The sequence below is a fragment of the Phocaeicola intestinalis genome, assembly GCF_014837065.1.
Lineage (GTDB): Bacteria > Bacteroidota > Bacteroidia > Bacteroidales > Bacteroidaceae > Phocaeicola > Phocaeicola intestinalis.
Genome location: NZ_JACSPP010000031.1, coordinates 1 through 26,824, shown reverse-complemented (window position 1 = coordinate 26,824; position 26,824 = coordinate 1). Strand labels below are relative to the sequence as shown.

15 protein-coding genes are annotated in these 26,824 nt (G+C 48.3%); all 15 read left to right on the top strand.

What is annotated here, in order from left to right; genetic code table 11:
* Positions 1–109: 109 nt before the first annotated feature.
* The 15 genes from H9625_RS10450 to H9625_RS10380 all read left to right on the top strand — a co-directional run bounded on the left by H9625_RS10450 (position 110) and on the right by H9625_RS10380 (position 26,678).
* Entirely contained in the window at positions 110–556 is a 447-nt protein-coding gene (locus tag H9625_RS10450) for an acyl-CoA thioesterase (protein WP_022039278.1), read from the top strand.
* A gap of 113 nt (positions 557–669) precedes the next feature.
* On the top strand, positions 670–1,449 hold the full coding sequence (proC, locus tag H9625_RS10445) for a pyrroline-5-carboxylate reductase (RefSeq protein ID WP_255376610.1): 780 nt from the start codon (positions 670–672) through the stop codon (positions 1,447–1,449).
* 92 nt (positions 1,450–1,541) lie between these two features.
* The gene (locus H9625_RS10440; RefSeq protein WP_164496649.1) at positions 1,542–1,766 is read left to right on the top strand and encodes a hypothetical protein; all 225 of its coding nucleotides are present in this window, start codon (positions 1,542–1,544) and stop codon (positions 1,764–1,766) included.
* 104 nt (positions 1,767–1,870) lie between these two features.
* A complete protein-coding gene (locus H9625_RS10435; RefSeq protein WP_022039275.1) occupies positions 1,871–2,104 on the top strand; it encodes a hypothetical protein in 234 nt (77 codons plus the stop codon).
* 319 nt (positions 2,105–2,423) lie between these two features.
* On the top strand, positions 2,424–3,776 hold the full coding sequence (locus H9625_RS10430; protein WP_087250764.1) for a sulfatase family protein: 1,353 nt from the start codon (positions 2,424–2,426) through the stop codon (positions 3,774–3,776).
* 147 nt (positions 3,777–3,923) lie between these two features.
* Positions 3,924–6,527 carry a DUF4962 domain-containing protein gene (locus tag H9625_RS10425; protein WP_191764257.1) on the top strand — a complete coding sequence of 868 codons (2,604 nt, stop codon included), beginning with the start codon at positions 3,924–3,926 and terminating at the stop codon, positions 6,525–6,527.
* Positions 6,528–6,660: 133 nt separating this feature from the next.
* A complete protein-coding gene (locus H9625_RS10420) occupies positions 6,661–7,422 on the top strand; it encodes a DUF3575 domain-containing protein (protein ID WP_191764256.1) in 762 nt (253 codons plus the stop codon).
* Positions 7,423–7,444: 22 nt separating this feature from the next.
* Positions 7,445–8,509, top strand: a complete 1,065-nt coding sequence (locus H9625_RS10415) for a DUF6562 domain-containing protein (protein WP_191764254.1) — start codon at positions 7,445–7,447, stop codon at positions 8,507–8,509.
* Between the two features lie 55 nt (positions 8,510–8,564).
* The gene (locus H9625_RS10410) at positions 8,565–10,139 is read left to right on the top strand and encodes a hypothetical protein (RefSeq protein WP_140406964.1); all 1,575 of its coding nucleotides are present in this window, start codon (positions 8,565–8,567) and stop codon (positions 10,137–10,139) included.
* Positions 10,140–10,819: 680 nt separating this feature from the next.
* Positions 10,820–13,336: a DUF4962 domain-containing protein gene (locus H9625_RS10405; RefSeq protein WP_191764278.1), complete on the top strand. Its 2,517-nt coding sequence runs from the start codon at positions 10,820–10,822 to the stop codon at positions 13,334–13,336.
* A gap of 156 nt (positions 13,337–13,492) precedes the next feature.
* Complete coding sequence (locus tag H9625_RS10400; protein ID WP_394354933.1) at positions 13,493–16,714, top strand: SusC/RagA family TonB-linked outer membrane protein; 3,222 nt, start codon at positions 13,493–13,495, stop codon at positions 16,712–16,714.
* A gap of 150 nt (positions 16,715–16,864) precedes the next feature.
* Positions 16,865–18,556, top strand: coding sequence for a RagB/SusD family nutrient uptake outer membrane protein (locus H9625_RS10395; RefSeq protein WP_087209793.1), 1,692 nt, complete (start codon positions 16,865–16,867; stop codon positions 18,554–18,556).
* 347 nt (positions 18,557–18,903) lie between these two features.
* Complete coding sequence (gene hepC, locus H9625_RS10390; RefSeq protein WP_394354934.1) at positions 18,904–20,868, top strand: heparin-sulfate lyase HepC; 1,965 nt, start codon at positions 18,904–18,906, stop codon at positions 20,866–20,868.
* Positions 20,869–21,224: 356 nt separating this feature from the next.
* Positions 21,225–25,229, top strand: coding sequence for a hybrid sensor histidine kinase/response regulator transcription factor (locus tag H9625_RS10385; RefSeq protein WP_191764252.1), 4,005 nt, complete (start codon positions 21,225–21,227; stop codon positions 25,227–25,229).
* 138 nt (positions 25,230–25,367) lie between these two features.
* On the top strand, positions 25,368–26,678 hold the full coding sequence (locus H9625_RS10380) for a DUF4995 domain-containing protein (RefSeq protein WP_022039263.1): 1,311 nt from the start codon (positions 25,368–25,370) through the stop codon (positions 26,676–26,678).
* Positions 26,679–26,824: the final 146 nt, after the last annotated feature.

The following is a 26,824-nucleotide window of genomic DNA, read 5'->3' as shown; positions in this document are numbered from 1 at the left end:
TATTAGTTGATTTCATTGCATTGTGCGCAAAAATAAGAAATAAATGCTGCACTTGTTGCGTTTTACGGAAAAAAAGATATATATTTGAGGTGAACAAAGTTTAAATGATATGGCAACAAAACTTACATACAGGCATGTGATGCCGGTGCAGATTCGTTTTAGTGATGTCGACCAGTATGGTCACATGAACAATTCGTCGTATTTTTCCATTTACGATTTGGCAAAGACATCGTATATGCGCGATGTGTTCGGTGATAAGGAGTGGAACACACTAGGTATCGTAGTGGCTAACATCAATGCCGATTTCCTGGCTCCGGTATTTTTCTCGGATGAGTTGTATATCGAAACTACAGTCATTCATTTGGGACATAAAAGTTTTACTTTGTTGCAGCGTGCCGTCAACAAGGCGAGTGGTGTACTGAAATGCCAGTGCCGTACGGTAATGGTAGGTTATGACGTGGCAACCAAAGAACCGGTAGAACTTCCTGATTCGTTCAAGCAGACCATTTGCGAATATGAAGGAAAGTCGTTGGAGGAACTTTCGAAACCATTGTAAATAGATTTAATAATGTGGGGAAACGCAGATTTTCACAGATTAACGCAGATTGAAATTTTATTTCACTGACTATTGAATAAAAACATCTGCGAAAATCTGCGTTTCTAAAAAGAATAACAGACATGAAAGTAGCAATTATCGGAGCCGGCAATATGGGCGGAGCCATTGCCCGTGGGCTGGCACAAGGACATTACGTGCGGGTACAGGACATCACGGTGACCAATCCAAGTATGCCCAAATTGGAAAAGCTGAAAGTCGAATTTCCGGCAATACAGGTCAGTACAGACAATCACGAAGCGGCAGATGCCGATGTGGTGATTGTAGCGGTCAAGCCTTGGAAGGTAGAAGAAGTATTGAAGCCTTTGCGTTTGCGCCAGCCTCAGGTATTGGTATCGGTAGCGGCAGGGATGACTTTCGAAGACCTTGCCCACTTTGTAGACCCCGAAATGCCAATGTTTCGTATTATTCCGAACACTGCTATCTCTTTGCGGGCAAGTATGACACTGATAGCCTGCCGGAATGCATCCGAACAACAGACACTGACAATGTTGGACTTGTTCAATGAAATGGGGCTTGCCATGTTGATAGAAGAAAAACAGCTTGCGGCGGCCACTTCGCTTACGTCATGCGGCATTGCTTACGTGCTGAAGTATGTGCAGGCAGCCATGCAGGCAGGTGTGGAAGCAGGCATCCGTCCGAAAGACGCCATGAAGATGGTGGCGCAGACCGTAGAAGGGGCGGCACGTCTTTTGTTGGAAAACGAAGACACGCATCCGGCACTGGAGATAGAGAAGGTTACCACACCGGGTGGTATCACCATTAAGGGCGTTAACTCGCTGGAGCACGATGGGTTTACTTCGGCGGTTATCAAAGCCATTAAAGCAAGTATCTGATTAAAAAAAGGTTAAAGGAGTTAAAAGTCAATAGTAATGCATCTGATTTCTTAACTCCTTAACTTCTTAACTTCTTAACTCCTTAAACAAATATGAGAAACAACATTTTGATAACCATGGCTCTGTTGATACTGGTGGGGCTTGCGGTGCAAGGCATCTTCGGGATAGCTGCCGGCATACTGATCTCGGCAATTATCGGTATTGTGTATGGTGTGGTGAAGAAAAAGAAACTGTTCATCAAGTGGTCGGTCATAGCGTTGGTTATCGATCTGGTCTGTATCATCGCCTTTTATCTCCGTTTGGTTCAAGTGATGTGATATCTGAATAATAACAACAGCATAATGGTTCGGGGAATTAGACATTGTTTCTTTCATAAAAGCTAATCATTTGCGACAAATTTGGCGTAATCACATATAGGGGTATGCTGTGCAAAGGAGATATTCAGTATTTTCACCATATCCATCTTTACCCACAAGGCAACAAGCATTTCCGCGAGTATGCCATACCCGAATATAAATCATTGCTTACCGATGTAGGCAAAGATACTTTCATTGATTTGACTTACGAATGGCTGTTTAATAGGATAGAAAAGGTATTCAAGTCATGCAAGCACCAGGAGTGGGTGAAGTATCTGAGGAAGAGGTATCTCGTTTAAATCAAGATTTGTTGATGCTATCATTGGACACAGACTACGCAAGAATACACAGAGACAAATAAACAATGTGCTAATGTGAGAATAAATTAGCACATTGCCCTTATTATTCATTGGTACATTAAAATAGCGTCTGTGTGCCATGATATAGGCGAGTTACTTATAAAAATCTTCCGGAAGTACTATCTTTGGCAGAATTGTACAGATTCGAAAGTATTTTGCATAAAAGTGAAAGCCGGTGCACGGATTTGAAAGAACGTTGCAGGTTGTTGAAGTCGTTTTTGAGGGAGAACGGTTACTTTTGTCAAAAACGATAATCGCTATGAAACCATTTATTATCTATTCCCTCTTTGCCCCTGCTGCACTGATGGCACAGGAGCGACCCAATATCCTTTATATTATGACCGACCAGCAGACCGCTACGGCAATGAGTTGTGCCGGAAATGAAGAGGTGCATACCCCCAATATGGACCGGCTTGCCCAGAGGGGCGTGCGTTTCTCGAACGCTTATTGCAGCATGCCCTTGAGCGGTCCCTCGCGTTCGTCCATGTTTACGGGATACACGCCCGGTCAGGTGGGACTGACCGAGAACGGGACACCCATGCCCGACTCTATTCGCACACGGACATTGGGCACGTTATTGGAAGAAAGCGGATACGAATGCGCATATGCCGGGAAATGGCACGCGCATACCAATTCCTTGCCGGCGAAGGAGGCTTTCGGTTTCGAGAACCTGCACGGGCATAATGATTTCGGTCTTGCCGAGGCATGTGTTGCCTTCTTGCGTCGCAATTCCGAACAGCCTTTCTTCCTGGTCGCCTCTTTCGATAATCCGCATAACATTTGCGAGTATGCGCGTCATCAGAATCCGCCCTATGCTTCGTTCGAAGAGCCGGCGCTTGAAGATTGTCCCGGCTTGCCTGCCAATTTTGCGGTCAATCCGTATGATGCCGACGCCCTGGCTTTCGAGCGCAGGCAGAACCATCGGCTTTATCCGACCGTGACTTTCACGCCGGACGACTGGCGTCGGTACCGCAATGCGTATTACCGCCTGATTGAAGCGGTGGACAAGGAAATCGGGAAGATTCTGGATGAGGTGGACAAGCAGGGCTTGTGGGAGAATACCGTGGTTATCTTTACCAGCGACCACGGAGACGGATGCGGCGCACACCAATGGAACCAGAAAACCGCCCTGTATGAAGAGGTGGTGAACGTGCCTTTTATCGTTTGCCTTCCCAGCGGGAAGAATGCGGGAAAGGTATTGCCCCAGTTCATCAATAATGGAGAAGACCTGATGCCGAGCGTATGCGACTGGGCGGAAGTGGAAGTGCCTTCGGGACGTCAGGGAGTCAGCTTCCGTGAGGTGGCAGAGGAGGGAGATACGGCAAAGGCGCACCGCCCGTACGTGGTGACCGAAACCTTCTTCGGAGAGACTGCAGGCACATTGGGCTGGATGGTGCGTACACCTTATTATAAATACGTCTTGTATGATACCGGAAAGAACCGCGAGCAGCTTTACGATATGCGTACCGACCGGGGAGAAATGCGTAATCTGGCAGTAGAAGAAAAGTATTCAACCATTGTTCGTGAGCATCGTGCCTTGCTTGACGAATGGATGCGTTGCCATCCGTCTGCAGCCACTCATTTCAAAGAGAAATATATTCCAAAGGATTAAAAGAACAGACATTTTGCACAAATTTAAAAATGTATTAGACAATATCGAACATTCTTTGCTGGATTTTGAATGAAAACAAAACATTTGTGTAAGCCTATCAGCGAAGTATTGGTTATTTTTGCAACAACGAAAAAAACAAAAACACCGATGAAGAAGACCTTTTATTTAGCATTACTATGGAGCGCATTCTTCGTAGGGGCGTCTGCCCAGACGAACATCAGGCTGACCGAAACCACCTTGATGCATGAAATGCGTGCCACTCCTTATCCGAAAGATAAGGCGGTGGTGGACGACCGTTATGTCTCTTTCCAATGGCCGCTTCGTGCCGATGCCAATATCAATGTGGATATACTGGACGGCATGGACGCGAAATCTGTACGTAAGGTGGACAAAACGACATTACACTATCAGCTTCGTTATGCCCGTGACAAAGAGTTTAAGAAAGATGTCAAGCAGGTGGAAACCCGCTGGCCTTTCTATAATCCTGATAAAGACCTTGCGCCCGGGAAATGGTATTGGCAATACGGCTATGTAAATGAAGCCGAGCAGGTAGAATGGCAAAGTACGCAGGAACTTACGGTGGGGGATAACCCGAAGAAGTTCTGTCCGCCTTCTTATAAGGAAGCCATCGCCAAGGTGCCTGCAACCCATCCTCGTATATGGGTGCAGAAGGCAGGCTGGGATGCGTTTATCGCACAGGCAAAGCCGAAAGCAGAATACCAATGGTATCTGGAGCGTGCCGATAAGGTGATGCAGACCCCGATGAAAACGGTGAAGGATATCAATACCAGTCAGGTGAAGAACCTCACGAACCAGATGCAAATCAATTCGTACCTTACCCGCGAGAGCCGCCGCATCATTGATGCCGAGGAAGGGAATACCGAGGCGCTGATTCGTGCTTACCTGTTGACGAAAGACCGGAAGTATGCCGATGAGGCTCTTAAACGTGTCTTGGAGATGACCGACTGGGATAAGGATAAGAATGTGAAAGGAGACTTCAACGCTTCGGCATTGCTTTCGCTTTGCTCCATGGCGTATGACTCGTTTTACGAGTTGCTGACCGACGCGCAGAAGAAAACCTTGCTGGATGCCATCCGGGAGAAAGGGGGAGCCATGTATAAGCATTTCAATAACTATCTGGAAAACCATATCGCCGAAAACCACATCTGGCAGATGACCCTGCGCATCCTGACAATGGCTGCATTTGCCACGTATGGCGATTTGCCTGAAGCCGCTACATGGACGGATTATTGCTACAATGTATGGCGGGCACGTTTCCCCGGGCTGAACAAAGACGGCGGCTGGCACAACGGCGATTCATATTTTACGGTCAATACCCGTACGCTGATAGAAGTGCCTTATTATTATAGCAATCTGACGGGATATGATTTCTTCAGCGATCCTTGGTATACCAACAACATCATGTATACCATTTACCAGCAGCCTCCGTTCTCCAAATCGGGAGGAAACGGCAGCTCTCATCAGAATGTAGGACGCCCCAACAGCATCCGTATCAGTTACCTGGATGCACTGGCTAAGCTGACCAACAACTCGTTTGCCGCCGACTTTGTGCGCCGCACGTTGAAGGTTGAGCCTGAATACATGAAGAAAGCGTTGCTGAACAAGCCCGGCGATTTGGCTTGGTTCCGTCTGCAATGCGACAAGCCGTTGCCCGAAGGTCCGGGATTGACTGCCTTGCCTTTCGGAAGAGTGTTCCCCGAAACAGGTTTGGCTTCGTACCAGACCAATTGGGACCGTGTAGGAGGCAATGCGATGTGGAGCTTCCGGAGCAGCCCGTATGGAAGCACTTCCCATGCGCTGGCGAATCAGAATGCGTTCAATACGTTCTACGGAGGAAAGCCTATTTTCTATAGCAGTGGCCATCACATCGAGTTTACCGACGTACACAGCATGTTGTGCCACCGTGCGACCCGCGCTCACAACACCATTTTGGTAAACGGTATGGGGCAACGCATTGGTACCGAAGGATACGGTTGGATTCCCCGTTACTATTGTAGTGACAAAATAGGTTATGTGTTGGGCGATGCTTCTAACGCTTACGGAAAAGTGATTTCTCCGCTGTGGTTAGAGCGTGGCAAGGTTTCGGATGTGGAATACACGCCTGAAAACGGTTGGGACGATGTGCCCCTCACCAAGTTCCGCCGGCATATTGTCAATTTGGGAAAGACCGGATTTATCTTTATCTATGACGAGCTGGAAGCTTCAGAACCGGCTGATTATACCTTTATGTTGCATACTACGGCACAGCCGATGACGGTAGATACTTCCAATCCGCGCTTTGTGCATGTGCAAGGCTTGTCGGGACGGGGTGGCGCATCGGATGCTTACATCTTCTCTACCGGAACCTTGCAGACCGATACGACAAGCCAGTTCTTTGTTCCGCCGGTCAACTGGCTCCGTGCAGACGATAAGGGAAAGTTTAAGAAATACCCGAACCATTGGCACTTTACGGCGAAATCAGAAAAAGCAAAGGTATATCGCTTTGCCACGATTATCAATACGCATGCCTTGAAGTATCCGGCAAAAGACCCCGAAATCCTTTCCGACGGACGCATTAAGGCAGGAGGCTGGCTCATCAGCGTGAATGTCTCGGCAAGCGGAGCGCCTTCGTTCTTCATCCGCAGCACGAAAGACGATGTAAGCATTACGTATAAAGGAGAAGAAACCGTGGTGAACGAGAACGGGTATGTGACCACCATGCGTGACGTAGTGCCCGACTTGGAAATATAATTTTAGTTTTTGAGTTTTTTAGTTTTTTAGTTTGTAGAACTCAAAGACTCACAAACTTAAAAACTTAAAGACTCACAAACTTAAAAACTCAAGAACCCACAAACTTAAGAACTTAAAAAACTTATTTACAGCCATGAGATTAAAAATACGATTTTTACATACCTGCTTTACTCTTGCCGTAGCGGCGTTGCCCTTAGGGGCAATGGCGCAAGCGGTAGAGAAGCCCCGCATACAGACTTCGGCTTTACCCGAAGAAACTGCGGTATACAATCCTTCGGCGAAAAAGAATGTAGCACAGGCGAAAAAGAATGTGGCACAAACAAAAGAGAAGCCAGCCAAAGAGCAAGGCAAAGCCCGTGCTTCGGAAAAGCGCAAGAAAGACAAGAAAACCGTATCTGTTTCAGACAGACGTTATATGGCGCTGAAGACCAACATTGCTTACGATGCCATCGGTGTATTGAATTTGGACTACGAAGTGCAGGTGCATTCCCGCATGACGGTAGATATCCCAGTGATGTGGAGTTTGTGGGATGCGAAACCTGATAAGGCGTTACGTGTAGCCGCTATCCAGCCCGAATTGCGTTGGTGGATGGGACAGGAAACCGGCAAAGGCCATTTCTTCGGCTTGCATGCCCATGTGGGATGGTACAATTTGAAATGGGATGACCGCCGTTATCAGGACACCGGACGTCCGTTGGCAGGAGCCGGATTGAGCTACGGGTATAAGCTTCCCTTGTCCGAGCATTGGGGAGCAGAGTTTACCGTAGGCTTCGGATATGCCAATATGAAGTATGATACCTATTATAATATAGACAACGGAGCGCAGATAGACACCCGCATCCGCCATTATTGGGGACCGACAAAGGTAGGTGCATCATTAGTATACCGTTTTTAAACGAACTTAAAACGAACATTCCATGAAAAGAAACAGACATATACGAAAGTTTTGGTCAGGCTTGTTGGCATTGCCCTTCCTGATGGCTGCCTGCACCTTGCACGAGGAACCCGAACTGACCGCCGATGGCGAGCTGGGTGTAGACCCGACAGAAGTGAATGTGGAAGTAAACCTGACGCTCGACTTGAATTTGCCCGAGCAGGGAAATGAGGAGAATAGCAGTGCGCGGGTTTCTGCCAATACCGATTACCTGCACCGTTTCATTGTAGAGGCATACTTCAACCGCCAGCCTGTGGCAAGACAGGTGTTTGTAGAGAACATTACCGACCGCACGCATCTTTCTTTGCCGGTCAGCATGAAACTGCATGCCCGTTCCTACCAGTTGGTGGTATGGAAAGACTATGTAAGTGCCGAGACTCCCGAAGAAGATTTGCACTACAACACCCAAAGTCTGGTACCTGTAATCCCGAACCGTGCTTCTCATACGGGCAATACTGAATATAAAGATGTGTTTGTGGGCACTACATCCCTCGACCTTACCGCTTACGCTGACCAGTGGGGAGCGGTGGTCGAGCAGGATGTAACGCTCCAACGTCCCGTGGCACGTTACGAACTGATTGCAACCGATGTGGCAGACTTCCTGCAACGTGTAGCCGATGGTGAAGTCAATGGCGAAACCTTTACCGCGCGTATCAAGTATAGCGGTTATTTGCCGGTAGGCTATAACGCCCTTGATAATGTGCCTAAGCACTCGCTGATGTACATGCAATATAACACTTCGTTCGAATTGCCCGAGGAAGGTACTGACGAACTTCGTGTAGGGTTCGATTATGTATTTGTATCCAACGAGGGTTCCGCTTCCGTCCCGATGGAAATTGAAATCGTGAACGAAGAAAACGTAACCGTAGCCAATTCCGTACTCAATGTACCGCTTGAACGGGGCAAGAATACCGTATGGACGGGTGAGTTCCTGACCGGTGATGACCAAGGTGGACAAGGAGGAGATGAACCCGGAGAAGATGAAGGCGGAATCGGCATAGATCCGGATTACGATAACGAAACCGATCTTGGTGTTACAGTAGAATAAGAATAACCATAAACTATAATATTAACTTATAATATTAACTTAAATCCTTAACCACATGAAAAAGAATTTTTTGTATTCGTTGTTGGCAGTATTCGGGATGCTTTTCGCATCTTGTAGCCAAGAAGAGATTGTTTCTACCTCAGGTACGGGTAGTAATGACGGTATGGTAAGACTGAGCGTGAATGTTTCGGATGAAGCGCTTGTCACTCGTGCGAGCCAATCATTAGATGTAGAAGGCTATGTAATGCGTTGTATTTGCCAGGCGGTAAATGCGGAAGGCACATTGATTGAAGGTTTTAATGAAATCGTTGCTGTAACGGATGGCAAGGCAAGCTTTGAGTTTGAAGCTCCGGAAGGTGCAGCCAACTATCTGTTTTGGGCAGACTATGTAGAAGGAAGTGATATTGAAGCGAGTAAGTCCGCTCTCTATAATGCGACAAGTTTGCTTGAAGTGAAATACAATTTGAATAAGAATGTAAAGCTTTTTAACAATCCTGCTGCCGATGCTTTTTGTGCTGTGGCAAGTGCTGCAAATATTGGTGGTAGCATTACTTTGAAGCGTCCTTTTAGCCGCATTGCCATCAAGGCTTCAGATCTGGAGAAATTGGGATTGACCGGACTGGATATCATTACTCCGAGCATCAATGCTATGCAAGGATATAGCGTATTGAATCAAACCGCATCAGCTGCTGTAACTCTTCAGTTGAACATCAATGAAACATTGAATGTATCTACAGGCGATTTGGCTTTTTACTGCTATGTGTTCCCCGTGAACAGTACAGTAACAAAGAATACGAATATTAAATTTACAAGTGCTTCGGATGAGATAGGCAAGAGCATTTCAATAACAGCTGCTGAAATGCAAGAAAAGGCTTCTTCTTCCAACAATGCCGTTTATTTAACACCGGATGAAGATAATCCTGTTCAACCGGGAGATGAAACTATTAAAGTAGACATTATCATCGACAATGAATATACTGGTGAAGAAGGCGGAACAGAAGAACCCGGAACAGACCCGACACCTTCTACTGAGCTTGCAGTAGGCGACTATATCAATACCAATGGTGAAAAAGTAGCAACTGCTGAAGAAGCTATCGCTGTGGTATTCGCATTAGGAGGTCAAAATGATAACTCTACTTATGCAGAAGGTAAGACTGTAGAGGCATACGCCATGTCATTAAATAAGGCTACGAATCGTAACAGAGTAGATACTTATACAGATTTGGGTCTGGCAGTAACAGATGATGCTGCTAATGCATATGCTGGATTGGCTTTCAGTACTGCTATTGAAACGGCTCTAGGAACGGCAAGTGATGCTACAGCTTATCAGATGTTCAACTCATTCTTTAATAACAGTCTGGTAGAAGCTACAGCATCAGAAAACTTGAGCGAATGGTATATTCCTTCCCTTGCACAGCTGCAGGCAGCTTTGGCTACAACAAATGCAGACTTGATTGCTGCGCTGAAAGCTGCTTATACGGGTAATTACTATTGCGCATCTTCTACGGTAACCGCAGAAGGACTTCAGGGTATTATTTATAATATTACAGATGGAACATCCGGTAGTCCTGAAACCATTGGAACAGGTGCTTCCGCTGTGGTATTCCCTGTAGTCACCATCTTCGAATAATCAAGGAATTGTTCATGGTATCATCGGACTCATACTGTAAACAGAGTTGGAATAGTGTTATGGTTCGTTAGTTAGTGCGTTAGAGGTTGTGTCTCGATACTTACCGGCAGAGTTATGCCGAGGGGTAAATGAACGGTTAATAATGAATGGAAACGAATCGGCGTGACCGATACGGGACGTTTCGGGAACACATTCTCTTTGCATGAACTTTCGGGCTTGGCTCGTAAGCAGGATTCATGGTCCGAAGAACCTGTATCCGATAACTGATGCACCTATGTTCGTATGCCGATGAACATAGGTGCATCTTGCTATATGCGGGAGATACCAAAACGCAGAGCAAAGGAACAACTCAGCCCGGAAAACCGGCTGCTACAATCCGGTAAATGAACTGCCCGTTTTGTAAGATTATTAATTTTACGGCTTGAAGATTATTAATCTTACAGCGTGAAGATTATTAATCTTACCGGAAACGCAGTTATACGTATATTATTGTGTTGTCCACTTTACAGATATTTATGTATATCATGCACGGTATAGATTTGTGCATTCTGTGTAGCCGGTATTCAATGATGGCATCAACAAAAATGTACACTCTCATATCATTACGAACAGTAATTTCAACATTCTATAAACATCATGCAATGAAAAAAAACTTCTTGCCTTTCCGGTGCTATGTGCCGATGCTTGCCTTGGCGGTATGTTGGCTGGGATGCCCTGCCTGTTCCGATGAGGCAGTAGAGCCGGAACCTTCTGTGCCGCAGCCTGAAACGACCTATCCGGATGCGTATCAGGACAAAGTGCGCACCCAGCCTTATCCCAAGATATCGAACGAGCTGATAGTCAATCCAGTTCCTTTCCTTGTCCCTCAAGCCATGAAGACGGGCGAGCGACTCCAGTATGCCCTTTCGCGGACGGAAGATTTCGAAGATGCCGAAATCAGCGAGCCGCAGGACGGATGTATGTATAACCTCCACCGGGCGCTGGATACCGGCACATGGTACTGGCGTTTCCGGAGTACCGATGCCGAGGGTGCCAGTCCCGGCGCATGGAGTGAGACGTATGCGTTCGAGGTAAAGTCAGAGACGCCGGTATTTATTACTCCGCCTTTCGAGGACTTCCTGGAGAATGCCCCCCGTGTGCATCCCCGCCTGTATTGTTTCCTCAATCCGTATATCCATGAGGCAAGGCAGAACGTGACATCTCATCCCGAATACCGCCAATTGACGGCGCGCGCCTCGATAGCACTGGAGGCGGACTACGGCACCATGGACCTTTATGCCGATGCCGAGACCTTGCGCCAGCATGCCACGTGGCTGTATCACGCTTACTATCTGCTTCAGGACGAGCGGTATGCCGATAAGCTGGTAGAGCTACTGGATGCGATGCTTGCCCTGCCTCCTACGGATACACAACTCTTTACCGATAACTTTACGACCTCTGCCTTGACTTTGGCTCATGCCGCGGTTTACGATTTGCTCTACGGACGCCTGACCGCCACGCAGCGTTCGGGTGCGGAGGAGCTGATGATGCGTGCCCTGCGTCATTCGTATCAGGAGCAATGCGGTGTGGAAGAAAACCATATCTTCGACAATCATTTCTGGCAACAGAACATGCGTATCCTGACACAGGCGGCTTTCCTGCTGTATGACAAGGCGGAATATGCCGATGAGGCGCTTCCGATATTGAAGTATTATTACGAGCTTTGGACAGCACGTGCTCCGGCTTCGGGCTTCAACCGCGATGGCATCTGGCATAACGGGACGGGCTATTTCCCTGCCAATGTGAAGACACTTGCCTACATGCCTGCCTTGTTCTCTTACGTGGCGCGGTTCGACTTCCTGCAACATCCGTGGTACCGCAATGCAGGACGGGCTCTTGCCTACACCAATCCGCCCGATTCGAAGAGTACTGGTTTTGGAGACAACAGTGAGAATGGCGACCAGCCCAACCGGCTTACGGCTGCATTTGCCGATTATCTGGCACGCGAGACGGGCGATGCGTATGCCGGGTGGTATGCCGGTGAATGCCAGTCGCTGGTGCGGCAGGATTACGAATTGCGTTTGTACCGCATGTGTTCCAACCGGACTTACGAGTCTGCCTTGCCCGAAGATGCTGCCAAAATGGTGTGGTACAGCGATGCCGGAGAAGTGTCGATGCATAGCCATTTGGGAGATGCCGGGAATGACCTTGCCTTGTCGTTCCGTTCCAGTACCTTCGGTTCGGGAAGCCATACCACGGCAAGCCAGAATGCGTTTAATTTGTTATTTAAAGGACACGATGTGTACCGCAGTACAGGCTATTACCAGGCGTTTGCCGATGCACACAACCTGATGTCGTACCGGCATACCCGTGCCCATAATACGATTCTGGTGAACGGCATCGGCCAGCCTTATTCTACGGAGGGATACGGAAGCATTGTCCGTGCCTTGGGAGGGAATCACATCAGTTATGCGCTCGGTGATGCCTCTCATGCCTATTGCGGCATCAGCGAGGACCCGATGTGGGTGAACTATTTTGCCCAGGCAGGTATCACGCAGACACCCGATAACGGATTCGGTGAAACTCCTCTTACCCGATACCGCCGGCACGTCCTGATGTTGCATCCGCGTACGGTGCTTATTTATGATGAACTGGAGGCATCCGAGCCGGTTCGTTGGGACTGGTTGTTGCATAGTCCGGTCCGGTTCGACATAAACGAAGCAGAACAGGTGTTGAGCACTGCTGATGAAGCGGACGGTTTTTATGCCGTAACCCAATTGTTTGGCTCAAGCGAGATGGATATCACCCAGACCGACCAGTTTGCGGTGCCTCCTGCAACCGGCGGAGCGGAATACCCCAACCAGTGGCATCTGACGGCTTGTACGGACAACCAACCGGCAACACGCTACCTTGTCCTTATCCAAGTATGCGAAGCAGGCGAAAGTCCTTATATCATCCGCAGGGACGGAGATACGTTTACGTGGGGTGACTGGACGGTAGAAGCCTGCCTGAATGCTTCGGACAGTCCCCGGCTTGTGGTGCGTCATCATACAGAACCGGTAGTGTTCAGTTATGGCGAAGAGTCTCCTGTAATCGATGGTGTGCCTTATCTTCGGCAAGAAGCAAGTTCGTCATTGCTTTATGATGAAACCGATGGCGAATATCAGGTTATGGAAATGACTGACCGTGCTCCGATAGCCACCCGGAAGGGTTTTTAAACAAATTCGAAAGCGTTTTGCACAGGATTGAAATATTATTGTTGGTATTTGCAATTGTTTTTAACGGGAGAAAACGTAGAGTTCGTTTTCTCCCGTTATCTTTGCCGACAGATGAAAATAATAAAACTTAGTCATAAATTTAAAACAAATCGTATTATGAAAAAACCGAAAACTATGAAGGGCGTCTTGTTTGCCTTCTTCTTTTTCTTTGTCGGCATAGCGGTGGGATGGGCGCAAGGCTTTACCGTGACTGGTAAGGTAATCGACAATGAAGGTCTGGAAGTGATTGGAGGAAGCGTTACAATCAAGAATGCGAAAGGTGGCACCATTACCGACATGAGTGGTAACTATTCCATCCAAGTTAATGATGCATCAAAAGATGTATTGGTATTTTCTTACATCGGTATGAAAACGGTGGAAGTTCCAGTAAAAGGACAGAAACAAATCAATGTCACTTTGCAGCCCGACAATCAGTTGCTGGAAGAAGTAGTCGTAGTAGGGTATGCCACGATGAAACGCAAGGACCTGACCGGTTCGGTTGCTTCGGTGAAGAGTGAAGAGCTTACCAAGACACCTGTATCAGATATGGCACAGGCAATAGCCGGACGTATGGCGGGTGTGCAGGTAATACAGACCGATGGCCAGCCGGGTGCCGAGGCATCTATCCGTGTGCGTGGCGGTATCTCCATCACGCAGAGCAACGAGCCTCTTTACGTTATCGACGGATTTCCTACCGAAGACGGTATGTCGAGCCTTGACCCTGCCGACATTGAAAGCATCGATGTGTTGAAAGACGCTTCTGCCACCGCTATCTATGGTGCACGGGGTGCGAACGGTGTTGTATTGATTACGACTAAGAGTGGAAAGGACGATGGAGGGAAGGCTACCGTAACATTTGACGCATACGTGGGCGTGCGCAAACTTGCCAAGCAACTGGAACTGCTCAGTACCGAAGAGTTCGTACTTGCCGATTACGAACGTACGATAGGGTGGGCTACCGACCCTGCTGTGCAGATGCCTGCCTGGCAGAACCTTTATGGAAGTTTTCTGGAAATACACGAAAATTATGCCAACCGTGGACTGGACTGGCAAGACCTGACCATGGGCAGCACTACCGTTACGCAGAACTACCGTGTGGGTGTGAATGGTGGAAGCGACCGCATCAAGTATGGTATGGCATACAGCTACAATAAAGACGAAGGCGCGATGGTGTATAGCGGAAGCGAACGGCACAACTTGTCCTTGAATGTAGACGGAAAGGTAAATGATAAGTTGCGTGTGAACGCCCGTTTCCAGTTCGACCAGCGTAACATCTGGGGTGCAGGTGTTGCCGGAAACGGTACGACCGAGAACGGAAGCTCGACCGATGCGCGTTTCAACAAGATGGCTCAAATCCTGCAATACCGCCCGACTATCGGTATTCAGGGAAGCGATGAGGAATTGCTGGCAGGGCGAGACCCGTTGCTGGTAGACGAGCAAGGCAATGTGGTGCAGAATCCGCTGGTCAATGCTGCCGAAGAAAAAGACGACCGCGAGATACGTACCTTGCAGGCAAACGGAGGCTTTACCTATACCTTCTTCAAAGGATTCACGTTCCGTAATACCACCGGTATGCGTTACCGTACGCAACGCCGGGAACTCTTCTATGGCGATGAGTCGATTATGGGATTGCGTAACGGCATTTACGGAAGCATCCGCAATACGGAGGACGGAAGTTTCTCTACCTCGAACGTGTTTACTTTCGACAAGCGGTTCCAGAAGAAACACCACCTCATGGTGCAGGCAGGTCAGGAATACGTGCATCGCTGGGAACGTTATGTATTGACCGAAGTAGGTAACTTGCCCACCGATGAGTTCCAGTTGAACGATATGGGCTTGGGTACACCGACCAACTCGGATAGTTTCCTGAACGATGACGATAACCTTGTCTCTTTCTTTGCCCGTGTCAATTATGACTTCAAGGACAAGTATCTGTTCAGTGCGACGATGCGTGCCGACGGTTCTTCCAAGTTCAGCAAGGATAACAAGTGGGGCTATTTCCCAGCCGTGTCGGCTGCATGGCGTTTGGGAGAGGAAGAGTTCATCAAGAAACTGAACATCTTTTCCGACCTGAAGTTCCGCATCGGTTACGGTCTTGCCGGAAACAACCGTATCGGAAGCTACAATAGTCTGGCGTTGCTTTCTTCGCTCAATACGGCGATGGGAGGACAACTGGTGCCGGGTTATGCTTCTACGCAGATTCCGAACGAAGACCTGAAATGGGAGGCAAACAAGACTTTCAACCTAGGACTCGACTTTGGCTTTTTGGACCAGCGTATCACGATTTCGCCCGAGTTCTACATCAACCGGAGCAGCGACCTGTTGCTAAGTGCTCAATTGCCTTATTCTTCGGGTTATACCACGATGATGGTGAATGCCGGCGAAACGAAGAACGTAGGTGTGGACCTGACCATCAATACGGTCAACATCGCGAAGAAAGACTTCAACTGGACCACTACGCTGACCTTCTCACACTATAAGAACAAAGTATTGGAACTGACCGGCGAACAGGTGCAGCTGTATGAAGCCCAGTTCGGGTACAACCAAAGTACGCATCGCATTGCCGTGGGCGAGCCGTTGGGACAATTCTACGGCTACGTGACCGAAGGTCTGTATCAGGTAAATGATTTCATTTATGATGCCGCTACACAGACGTATACGCTGAAGGACGGCGTGGCTTCTTCCGCCAATCAGATAGGTGTGCAGCCCGGACACTGGAAGTTTAAGGATTTGGATAAGAACGGAATCATTGACGAGAACGACAAGACCGTTATCGGCAATGCCACTCCGACTTTCTACGGCGGTTTGAACAATAACTTTACCTACAAAGGTTTCGACCTGAGTATCTTCCTTACGTATAGCTATGGCAACGATGTGCTGAATGCTACTAAGTTGATAAACAGTAAGGTGGGGCGGCAAAACAACAATGCATTGGACGTCATGAACAGTTCCAACCGTTGGATGACCGTCAATGCACAAGGCGAGGTGGTGACTGACCCCGATGAGCTTACGGCGATGAATGCAGGGAAGACGGTGGCTTCGTTCCGCGACAACGAAGAGGGGGACAAGTACATTCACTCATGGGGCGTAGAGGATGCTTCGTTCCTGAAGCTGACCAACATTACATTAGGATATAGTTTCCCCAAGAAGCTGATTACGAAACTCGGACTGAGCAAGCTGCGTCTGTATGCTACGGGATATAACTTGGCGACATGGACACCGTATAGCGGATTCGATCCCGAAGTGTCGAACATGCGCAGCCCGTTGACTCCGGGTGTGGATTTCGGCGCTTATCCGCGCAGCCGTTCGTTTATCTTCGGTGTGAACGTGGCATTCTGATTTAAGTAACAACAAATATGTGTCAGTTTAGAAACACAGATTAACGCGGATTTCCGCAGAGTATAATTTTAATAATCATTTCAATTTGTGTTAATCTGCGGAAATCTGCGTTTCTTCTTTGTACACTTTAATTTCAAATCTTGACGTAAAATGAAAAAGCATATATTCTATATGGCAATGGCGGCTCTTTCGCTGGCCGTCTTTCCCTCTTGCGAGGACACACTGACAGAGACTCCCGATTCCAGCTACGACAAGGATTCGTTCTTCGAGTCGGAAGCCAACGCCGATATGGCGGTGATGGGCATTTACAGTTCCATATCCGACTATCGCCACTATGGATGGTACGAGATGGCGGGGCAGGCATCCGATGATATGTATTACACCTCCCGTACCCATTCCGACAATACGATACACGATATGGTGCACTATCGGGTCACTTCCACTAATGAATGGGTAGAATGGCTTTGGCAATTGAAATACCAGGGCATCGACCGTGCCAATATGGCGATAGACGGTATTGTGAATATGCCCGGGTATGCCGAGAGCGAGAACCTGCAGGAGCTGGATGCCGAAGCCCGTTTCTTGCGTGCTTTCCTGGCTTTCGACCTGATAAAGTATTGGGGCGATGTGCCGTTCAAGACTACTTATACGTCCAATTATGAGGACGCTTTCGGCGCACGGGTAAGCCGCGAAGAGATTTACGACCAGATTATCGAAGACTTGAACTTTGCCAAGGAACACCTGCCATGGGCAGATGCAAGCTCCAGCCCCGAACGGGCAACACAGGGAGCGGCGCGAGCCATGCTGATGCGTGTCTACCTGCAACGTGCCGGCTATAGCCTGCAAATGGACGGGCAGATGACCCGGCCGGACGATACCAAGCGTGCCGAATACTTCAATGCCGTGATTAGCGAATGGGAAGCCATTCAGGCTAACGGGTATCATGATTTTTATAGCGGAGGTTATGAACAATTGTTCCGTAATTTTTCGCAAGATGTGCTGAACTCGCAGGAAAGTATCTTCGAAATAGCTTTCTTCCACCAGCAGGGAGCACGCAACGGTGGAGCGTGGGGCATCTACAATGGTCCTTCGGTAGCTGAAGTGCAGGGAGTGCCTACTTCGGAGATGGCGAACTACATGGGACGTGCCAACGGGTTCTTTATTGTGGTGCCCGAATGGCGTGACTTCTTCGAGGAAACCGATGTGCGCCGCGATGTAAGCATCTGTACCTATCGTTTCATTTGGAATACGGACAGCATGAAACACGTGAAGCAGGAACGTAATGCCGGTTCGTGGTATCCGGGCAAATGGCGTCGCGAATGGATGCCTACCGAAACATGGAACAAGAACATGAATTACGGTGATGTGAATTATTGCGTGTTGCGCTATGCCGATGTGGTGCTGATGGCGGCGGAAGCTTACAATGAAACAGGGAATACCACCGAGGCGTGGAACTTGCTGAACCGCGTGCGTGCCCGTGCAGGGGCTACGGAATATACCGATGCCAATTATGAAGAACTGATGGCAACCCGTAAGGCGACACACGACCTGACCTTCATCGATGATGGTTCGGCACAGGGACGTTTCCGTACGGCACTCTATTGGGAACGTGGCTTCGAGCTGGCTTTCGAAGGAGAGCGCAAGTTCGATCTCATCCGCTGGGGTGTGTTGGGAGATGCACTCCGCCTGTTCGGTTCGCAAAGCTCGGTCAACCGGGGTACGAATGCCGCTTATCCGGCATACCAGAACTTCGTGGACGGCAAGAACGAATTGCTCCCCATCCCGTTGGTAGAAATACAAAGCAACCCGAATTACGAAGGAAAGAATAATCCGGGATACTGATATAAATGAAGAATGAGGAATTAAGAATGAAGAATGCCATACGGTCAACGTGATTCTTCATTCTTCATTCTTAATTCTTATTTTAGTAGGTTTCATATAAGTTTTACTGTTCGGCGGAAGCCTTGTCTTTTTTTGATGAGGCTTCTGTTGGTTTATTACAACAACAATGTTTGAAACGCAGATTCACGCGGATTCTTTTGATTTACTATTTTTCGATTTACGAAGTACGATTTAAAGCTTAAATAGTAGATAGTAAATTGTCAAATCGTAAATTAAAAGAATCTGCGATAATCCGCGTTTCTTTAGAATTGCTATACCTAACCACATACATAAAAGAAATGAATACAATCAAAACCATGAAGACTTTTTGCCTGATTTGCCTTTGTCTATGGGCAAACCTGATGCGGGCACAAGTGCTCGACCGGAGTGCTTTCGAGTTGCTGAACCTGGACTATCCCGGTCTGGAGAAAGTAAAGACGGCTTGCGATGCGGGCGATACGCTCCGTGCCGCCGAAGAATTGTTGGCGTATTACCGCTCGCGGACGGGTGTGTCTACGCCCGACCTGGACTTGGAACATCTTTCGCTCAGCGAGCGCGAACGTGGCTGGGCGGACGATGCGCTGGAACATACTTTCTACGTGCACGACGGATACCAGCCTCCGTTCAATTACGGGAAAGACATCGACTGGCGCTATTGGCCTGTGCAGGACAATGAATTGCGCTGGCAATTGCACCGCCACAAATGGTTTACACCCATGGGAAAGGCTTACCGCCTGACGGGAGATGAGAAGTATGCCCGCGAGTGGGCGCTTCAGTATGCCGACTGGATAAAGAAGAATCCTTTGGTGGAGATACCAAAGGCACTTTATGAGTTGCAGGACGATGCCGAGGGCGAGGCGGAGAATGTGCGTTTCGCCTGGCGTCCGCTGGAGGCGAGCCACCGCTTGCAGGACCAGATTAACCAGTTCCTGCTCTTCCTGCCTTCGCCTTCGTTTACGCCGGCTTTCCTCACCCAGTTCCTAAGCAATTACCACCGCCATGCCCTGCACGTGATGCGCAACTATTCGGCAGAGGGCAACCACCTGCTTTTCGAGGCGCAACGGGTGCTCTATGCAGGGGCTTTCTTTCCCGAATTTAAGGAAGCTGCAGGATGGCGCAAGAGTGGCATCGATATCCTGAACCGTGAAATCAAGAAGCAGGTTTATCCTGACGGAGGGCAATACGAACTGGACTTGCATTACCACCCGGCGTGCATCGACATCTTCTGCAAGGCATTGCGTATGGCGGACGTGAACGGTTTCCGGTCGGAGTTCCCGCAGAGCTACACGGACACCATTGAGTCGATGATTGTGTTCTACATGAACCTCTGCTTCCCCGATTATACGAATCCTTGCTTCAGCGATGCCAAGCGGGGCAGCCGGAAAGGGGATATTGCCCGATACAAGGCTTGGGCGAAACTCTTCCCCGACAATGCCCAAATCCGGTATTTTGCCACCGAAGGAAAGGAAGGGCTTCCGCCTGCCAACCTCTCGAAAGGCTTCCTCGATTCGGGCTTCTTCGCCTTCCGGAACGGGTGGGGGAAGGATGCCACAGTGATGGTCATCAAAGCCGGACCGGCGGGAGAATGGCATAGCCAGCCCGATAACGGCACGTTCGAGCTTTGGGTGCAAGGCAAGAACTTGTTCCCCGACTCAGGTTCGTATGTGTACGAAGGCAATGAGGAAGTGACCCGCCTGCGCAACTGGTTCCGCCGCACCGCTTCGCACAATACCCTGACGCTGGACGGGAAGAACCTGGAAGACCGCGTATCGCACACGAAAAGCTGGCAACCCGAAGGCGAGGTGCAATCCTTGGTCACCGAGCACGAGAGTTATAAGGGATTGACTCACCGGCGCACGTTCTTCTTCATCGAAGGTTCGTACTTCGTGATAGTAGATGAGGCACTGGGCGATGCTACGGGCACCGTCAACCTGAACTGGCACCTGTGTGACGGAAAGGTGAATATCGACCCCGAACACCTGGCGCTTTCGTCTGCTTTCGAGGGCGATGTGCAGGTCAAGCTCCAGTGCTTCGCACCCCGCCATACCGTGCTGAAGGAGGAAGAAGGCTGGTATTCCATCGCTTACCGCCAGCGCACCGAGCGTACCTCCGTATCGCTGAACACCCCGAAGGCATCGGAACCCTTGCGCTATATCACCGTCATCTGTCCCTACCGCTTGCCCGAAGGGGAACCGAAGATAAAGGCACGCTTCGCAGGGGAGTCTCGCATTGAGGTTTCGGTAGACGGGCAGAAGCGCACGCTTGCTTATTGATAGCTCTAGTTGCTTATGCGTTACAATTGTTACAATTACAGTTAATTTGAATTGACTTCCCAATGGAAGAAACAGAGGTTATAAAATTATATAGTATATATATTATAATATAATATATATACTATATAATTTTTAATGTATCACTTGTTCCGTCCGTTGCGCTTACATGAAAAACAATTTCGATTAACTGTAATTGTAACAATTGTAACGCTTGATGCGTAGCTATATGCGCAGCCCCACGCATATACTTTCGCGGGCTTGCGCATCTATATGCGTGTGTGTCTGCAAATAAAAAGTAAAGAAAGTGTACGGTTATTCATATTTTTTCTTACTTTTGGGAAAAATAGAAACACAAAATGAAATTACAGCCTATTCGGAATCTAATCGCAGGGATCGTATGCCTCGTTTGGTTTTGCACCGGGATGCAGGGGCAGGTTTCGTTTGCCCATATCGGACTGGAAGACGGTTTGTCGCAAAGCACCGTGCTTAGTATTACCCAAGACGTACAAGGCAATATGTGGTTTGCCACGTTTAATGGAGTAAACCGTTTCGACGGATACGATTTTACCGTTTATCGTCACGAGACCGGGAATGCCGGAAGCATTGGCGATAACATGGTGTATGCCGTCAAAGCAGACGGTAAAGGAGGCGTATGGGTAGGTACGAATAACTGGCTTTCGTATTACGATGCGGACAGGGATGCTTTCCGCAATTACCGTTGCCCTCAGAAAGAAGAAGATGTCCGGGTGATGCAAATCGCCGATGTGGACGATAGCCGTTTGTTGGTCAATACGTCCGCCGGATTGTATGTGTTTCATGTAGCGGATACATCTTTTGTGCAGTCCGGATTGCCCGCTGATTTGTTCCGGTTGAAAGCTACGGCGATATACCGTAGCAAAGATTCTTTGTACATAGGAGCCAAAGACGGATTGTGGATGTATTCATTCGCATCGCGGACATTGGAGCATCTTCATGCTTTGCCTTTGGGAAGAAAGGAAATCTTGACTTTATTGCAACACGGCAATCACCTTTGGATAGGAACCGAAGGCGACGGGCTTTACCGCATGGATAGGACTACACGTGAATTGCGTCATTATACGGCAGGAGGACCGGACGGATTAAGTTCTAACTTCGTGCGTTCGTTGGCTCTTGACGCCCGGAACCGGTTATGGGTGGGGACATTTACTTCGCTGGATATTTACGATGAGGCAACCGGAAGGTTTCAGGTATATACCAGCAACCGCCGCCAGAACCGGAGCCTTTCGCAAAGCTCTATCCGAAGCATCTTTATGGACTCGCAGGGAGGCATGTGGTTGGGTACTTACTTTGGCGGATTGAATTACTATCATCCGCTTCGCGAGCGTTTCCGCCATATCCGTTTCTCGCCCGAAGGAAATTCGTTGAATGATAATGTCATCGGTTGCATCACCGAAGACCGTGCGGGCAATCTGTGGATAGGGACGAATAACGGGGGTGTGAATTATTACGATATCCGTTCCGGGGAATATACTTATTATACCAAGGAACAAGGGCTTGGCTCGAACGATGTGAAGGCCATCTATGTAGACGAACAGGCCGGTAAAGTGTATATCGGCACCCATACGGGAGGGTTGAACATTCTCGACCGCCGTACGGGCAGGATTGAAAGCCTGATGCCGGAAACTACTAGGCTAACCAATATGAATGTATTCGCCATCCAGCCGTGTGCCGACGGCCGTCATTTATGGATTGGCACGTTAGAAGGACTGGTGCATTTCGATAAGGCGACGAAAACGTTTTCGGACATCAAGGGGAATGTTTCATTGGGTGTGAAACGTATCCGTACTTTACTGCTTGACCGGGAGAACCGTTTGTGGGTAGGCGGCGAAGACGGATTGGCGGTATGTTCCGGTAAAGGAGATTCGCTCTCTTCGGTCAGAATGGTGAGCGGCGAATCTGCTTTTGAATCGGCTACGGTTTACGGTGTATTCGAGGCTTCGGACGGTGATATATGGATTGCGACCCGTAACGGTTTGTATGGCTTTTCAGCTGGAAGAGATAGTGTCGTGCATTATTCGGTGGCAGACGGTATGCCCGATGCCATCGTATATGGTGTGTTGGAGGATGAGAAACACCGGTTATGGATTAGTACGGATAACGGGCTTTCCTGTTTCGATCCGGAAAGCCGGAAGTTCAGGAACTTTACGGATGTGGATGGCCTGCAGAGCAATCAGTTTACTCCCTATGCCTGTTGTCTGGCTTCATCGGGCGAGATGTATTTCGGAGGCATCAACGGCATTACGGCTTTCCACCCCGAACGTCTTCAGGACAATCCATACGCTCCGCGAGCGGTCATATCCGAGCTGAGATTGTTCGGCGATCCGGTTCATCCCAATGACCAGACCGGCATCTTGCAGAAGCATATCAGCCTGACGGACCGGATAACCTTAAATCATAAGCAGTCTTCTTTCGCATTGAGCTTTGTCGTGTCGAATTACATAGCCGATAAGCACAATACGTTTGCCTATAAATTGGACGGATATGACAAGCGCTGGTTTGTTGTAGACGATAACCAGCGGTGGGCGACGTATGCTAATTTGCCTCACGGTACGTATAATTTCCTGGTAAAGGTAGCCAATAACGACGGCAAGTGGTGTGACGAGGTGACCAGCCTGGAGATAAAGGTACTTCCGGCATGGTATCAGACATGGTGGGCGATTGCGTTGTTCGCATTGATGATAATAGGTGTCATAACTCTAGTCATCCGTTTTTACTGGGAACGGGCAGATAAGGTGCGCCAGAAAGAATTGCAGGAGGTGAAAACACGCTTTTTCATCAATATTTCTCACGAATTACGTACACCGCTTACGCTGATAGTGGCTCCCTTGCAGGACTTGCTGGACAAGGTGACAGATAAATGGGTACGTAGCCAGCTGGAATACATGAAACGCAATACCGACCGGTTGTTGCATTTGGTCAACCAGTTGATGGATTATCGGAGAGCAGAGAAAGGGGTATTCGAATTGCGTGTCAAATGCATCAATGTCGGTCAGATTGTGGAAAAGAATTTCCGTTACTATGAACCGCTGGCACGTAAGAAGCACATTGATTATAACTTGCGTTCGGAACTGGGTGGTCGGCAGGTATGGTGTGATGCCAGTTATATCGAACTGATATTGAACAATCTTCTGTCTAATGCTTTCAAATATACGAACGACGGACAAAGTATTTTCGTCAACTTGAAGGCGGCAGGTGATGACTTGCTTTTGCAGGTACAGGATACGGGGGTAGGGATTCCCGTCAATAAGCAGGCAAAGATATTCGAACGTTTCTATCAGGTGGAAAGCGAGCACATCGGAAGCGGCATCGGGCTTTCGCTGGTGCAGAAACTGGTAGAGTTGCATCACGGGCGGATAGAAGTGGACAGTGCGGTGGGCAAGGGTAGTTGTTTTTCCGTTTACTTGCCTTTATCGCGGGAAGCCTATGCCGAAGAGGAATTGTCCGGAGGAACACAACAGGAGGAGCCGGTCTATTCTACCAATGCGCGGGATATGTATATCGTAGATACGGAAGAGGCACTGGAACCGGCGGAATCAGATGTGGATACAGAACGGAAAGAAACCGTGCTGGTGGTGGAAGACAACGATGAAATCCGGCACTATATGAGTCGCGGATTGGAACGCTTCTTTATCGTTAAGGAAGTGGAAAACGGAGAAGAGGCGGTAGAGCTGCTGAAAACCGAAGAAATCAGTCTGATCCTAACGGATGTGATGATGCCCGTTATGGACGGTATACAGTTGTGCAAATATGTAAAACAGAACCTGAAGACTTGTCACATTCCCGTCATTATCCTTTCTGCCAAGGCAGAGGTAAAAGATCAGTTGGACGGCCTGCAAGTAGGGGCAGACGATTACATAGCCAAGCCTTTTTCTCTCTCGGTGGTAGTAATGAAAATCAAAAACATTCTTCGTACCCATTATCGTGCCATCGAGCATTATTCAAAATCATTGGAGATAGAACCTGAAAAGATTGCCTTGAACCGGCTGGATGAGGAATTCCTGTCGAAGGCGGTCTCGGTGGTGGAGAAGAATCTGGAGAAGCCTGATTTTTCTGCCGATGACTTTGCACTGGAAATGGGCATGAGCCGTTCTTCGCTCCATCTGAAGATGAAAGGCATAACGGGAGAGTCTACAACGGAATTTATCCGGAAAATACGTTTCAACCAAGCATGCAAATTATTGAAAGAAGGACGGTACAACGTGGCGGAGATAAGCACGATGGTAGGTTTCAGCACCCCTTCGTATTTCTCTACCAGTTTTAAGAAATACATAGGTTGTATGCCTTCTGAATATGCCAAGGGTGGGGCTGTTCAACAAAAATGAAAGTTTTTTCTACAGGAATGAAATTGTTTTGACGGGATTGAAACTCCTTTCCACATAAGAGAAACCGAAGTTGGCTGCATCGTTTTACTTTTGCGGTGATAAGAATTTAATAGTAACAGCTGACTTTATTGTAATAGTATGAAGACAATTTCTATTCCTGTGTTGGGTATGGCTCTGGTTATCGGAGTATGTGCCTGTAGTGAAAAACCTTCGGTGCAATCGGATGAATGGGTGACTCATGCCCTGGATGTAGCATCCTGCCAGTTGAAACAGACGGCTTCTGATTTGGGTGATTCCACTCTTATGCCCCGTTCGCTTTGGACGGGTTATTCGATGGATTTTCTGGTCCGTCAATTGCAACGCGATCCGGCTACGTTTCAAGATTCCTTGTTGGCGCCTCCGCCAGCCGATAAGTTGGGGAAACTTCGTTTATGTTCGATAAGAGACTGGACAAGCGGATTCTTCCCCGGAAGCTTGTGGTACACGTATGAGTTGACCGGTGATGAAGAACTGAAGAAGTATGCCATTCAGTACACGAACATGCTGTATCCGATATCGGATGCAAAAGATACCCACGATGTCGGTTTTATGATTAATTGCAGTTACGGGAATGCGTTGCGGCTGGCTCCGAACGATACCATCAAGAATGTATTGGTAAAGACCGCCGATAACCTGTGTGCCCGTTTCGACCCCCAGATAGGTTGTATCCGTTCGTGGGATTTCGGATATTGGAATTTCCCGGTCATCATTGATAATATGATGAACTTGGATTTGCTGTTCAGTGCGAGCCGGTTGACCGGCAACCCTAAATATAAAGAGGTAGCAGTCCAACATGCGCTTACCACGATGAAGCATCATTTCCGTCCCGACTATACATCGTATCACTTGGTAAGCTATAACGACGACGGTACCGTGCAATACCGGATGACTCATCAGGGCAAGAACGACGAATCGGCATGGGCACGTGGACAAGGTTGGGCGGTATACGGATATACGTCCTGTTATCGGGAAACCAAAGATACCGTGTTCTTGAATCAGGCGGTCAAGGTAGCAGATATGATTATGAAACGGGTGAACACCAGTGATTTGATTCCGTATTGGGATTTTGATGCACCTGTAGAGAAAGATACGCCGCGTGATGCTTCGGCAGGTGCGGTCATCGCTTCGGCATTTTTAGAACTGAGTACGATGGTGCCCGATGGAGAAAGGTATTTCGATTATGCGCAGAAACAATTGGAAAGCTTGTCGGGCAAAGACTATCTGGCGCAAAAAGGCACTAACAAAGGTTTCGTCCTGATGCATTCTACCGGTTCTTTGCCGCACGGCTCGGAAATTGATACGCCTCTTAACTATGCCGATTATTATTACCTGGAAGCGATGAAGCGTTATCTGGACATCAAGGAAGGAAACGGTTTGGCTGCATCGGAAGCATTAGCCGAAAAGAAATGAACATATAGTTGTGAATTATCCTTAATAAAAGAAATACGATGAGAGTAATTATTGAATCAGATTATCGGTCTCTTTCCGAATGGGCAGCTAATTATGTAGCCCAAAGAATCAATCAGTTCCAGCCATCTTCCGAACGTCCTTTTGTA

Coding starts and splice junctions, on each gene's coding strand:
- H9625_RS10425 (WP_191764257.1), top strand. CDS start 3,924: ATGAAGAAGACCTTTTATTTAGCATTACTATGGAGCGCATTCTTCGTA.
- H9625_RS10410 (WP_140406964.1), top strand. CDS start 8,565: ATGAAAAAGAATTTTTTGTATTCGTTGTTGGCAGTATTCGGGATGCTT.
- H9625_RS10385 (WP_191764252.1), top strand. CDS start 21,225: ATGAAATTACAGCCTATTCGGAATCTAATCGCAGGGATCGTATGCCTC.
- H9625_RS10400 (WP_394354933.1), top strand. CDS start 13,493: ATGAAAAAACCGAAAACTATGAAGGGCGTCTTGTTTGCCTTCTTCTTT.
- H9625_RS10380 (WP_022039263.1), top strand. CDS start 25,368: ATGAAGACAATTTCTATTCCTGTGTTGGGTATGGCTCTGGTTATCGGA.
- H9625_RS10395 (WP_087209793.1), top strand. CDS start 16,865: ATGAAAAAGCATATATTCTATATGGCAATGGCGGCTCTTTCGCTGGCC.
- H9625_RS10430 (WP_087250764.1), top strand. CDS start 2,424: ATGAAACCATTTATTATCTATTCCCTCTTTGCCCCTGCTGCACTGATG.
- H9625_RS10440 (WP_164496649.1), top strand. CDS start 1,542: ATGAGAAACAACATTTTGATAACCATGGCTCTGTTGATACTGGTGGGG.
- H9625_RS10405 (WP_191764278.1), top strand. CDS start 10,820: ATGCTTGCCTTGGCGGTATGTTGGCTGGGATGCCCTGCCTGTTCCGAT.
- H9625_RS10450 (WP_022039278.1), top strand. CDS start 110: ATGGCAACAAAACTTACATACAGGCATGTGATGCCGGTGCAGATTCGT.
- H9625_RS10420 (WP_191764256.1), top strand. CDS start 6,661: ATGAGATTAAAAATACGATTTTTACATACCTGCTTTACTCTTGCCGTA.
- H9625_RS10415 (WP_191764254.1), top strand. CDS start 7,445: ATGAAAAGAAACAGACATATACGAAAGTTTTGGTCAGGCTTGTTGGCA.
- H9625_RS10435 (WP_022039275.1), top strand. CDS start 1,871: ATGCTGTGCAAAGGAGATATTCAGTATTTTCACCATATCCATCTTTAC.